The sequence below is a fragment of the Nosocomiicoccus sp. HMSC067E10 genome (assembly GCF_001810835.1).
In the GTDB taxonomy this organism is placed as follows: domain Bacteria; phylum Bacillota; class Bacilli; order Staphylococcales; family Salinicoccaceae; genus Nosocomiicoccus; species Nosocomiicoccus ampullae_A.
The window spans coordinates 1-1,631 of record NZ_KV802744.1; the positions used below are offsets into that span (position 1 = coordinate 1).

The window sequence follows — 1,631 nt, forward strand, 5'->3', positions numbered from 1 at the left end:
CACTCAAAACTGAATACAATATGTCAACTTTCCGTTCCATTTCCTTAGAAAGGAGGTGATCCAGCCGCACCTTCCGATACGGCTACCTTGTTACGACTTCACCCCAATCATCAGTCCCACCTTCGACGGCTCCCTCCAAATGGTTAGGCCACCGGCTTCAGGTGTTACCAACTTTCGTGGTGTGACGGGCGGTGTGTACAAGACCCGGGAACGTATTCACCGTGGCATTCTGATCCACGATTACTAGCGATTCCAGCTTCATGGAGTCGAGTTGCAGACTCCAATCCGAACTGAGAACAGTTTTATGGGATTCGCTTGACCTCACGGTTTCGCTGCCCTTTGTTCCTGCCCATTGTAGCACGTGTGTAGCCCAAATCATAAGGGGCATGATGATTTGACGTCATCCCCACCTTCCTCCGGTTTGTCACCGGCAGTCACTCTAAAGTGCCCAACTGAATGATGGCAACTAAAGTTAAGGGTTGCGCTCGTTGCGGGACTTAACCCAACATCTCACGACACGAGCTGACGACAACCATGCACCACCTGTCTCTCTGTCCCAAAGGGAAAATCATGTCTCCATGACGGTCAGAGGATGTCAAGATTTGGTAAGGTTCTTCGCGTTGCTTCGAATTAAACCACATGCTCCACCGCTTGTGCGGGTCCCCGTCAATTCCTTTGAGTTTCAGCCTTGCGGCCGTACTCCCCAGGCGGAGTGCTTAATGCGTTTGCTGCAGCACTAAGGGGCGGAAACCCCCTAACACTTAGCACTCATCGTTTACGGCGTGGACTACCAGGGTATCTAATCCTGTTTGATCCCCACGCTTTCGCACATCAGCGTCAGTTACAGACCAGAGAGCCGCCTTCGCCACTGGTGTTCCTCCATATCTCTGCGCATTTCACCGCTACACATGGAATTCCACTCTCCTCTTCTGCACTCAAGCGATACAGTTTCCAATGACCTTCCCCGGTTGAGCCGGGGGCTTTCACATCAGACTTATTTCGCCGCCTACGCGCGCTTTACGCCCAATAATTCCGGATAACGCTTGCCACCTACGTATTACCGCGGCTGCTGGCACGTAGTTAGCCGTGGCTTTCTGGTTAAGTACCGTCACACAGTAAGCAGTGACTCTTACTGTCGTTCTTCCTTAACAACAGTGCTTTACGATCCGAAGACCTTCTTCGCACACGCGGCGTTGCTCCGTCAGGCTTTCGCCCATTGCGGAAGATTCCCTACTGCTGCCTCCCGTAGGAGTCTGGACCGTGTCTCAGTTCCAGTGTGGCCGATCACCCTCTCAGGTCGGCTACGCATCGTCGCCTTGGTAAGCCGTTACCTCACCAACTAGCTAATGCGCCGCAGGCCCATCCTTAAGTGATAGATAAATCCACCTTTTAACTCTTAAACTTATGTTTAAAAGTGTTATCCGGTATTAGCTACGGTTTCCCGTAGTTATCCCAGTCTTAAGGGCAGGTTGCCCACGTGTTACTCACCCGTCCGCCGCTCGACTCTTAAAGTGAACCCGAAGGTTCGGTATAAGAAGTCGCGCTCGACTTGCATGTATTAGGCACGCCGCCAGCGTTCATCCTGAGCCAGGATCAAACTCTCCATAATAGTTAGAGTTTTCTAGCTCTTT

1 rRNA gene is annotated in these 1,631 nt (G+C 51.7%); it reads right to left on the reverse strand.

The window, feature by feature from the left end:
- Window positions 1-48 precede the first annotated feature (48 nt).
- Window positions 49-1,609: ribosomal RNA gene (locus HMPREF2767_RS01080) — 16S ribosomal RNA — on the reverse strand.
- Between the last annotated feature and the right edge of the window lie 22 nt (window positions 1,610-1,631).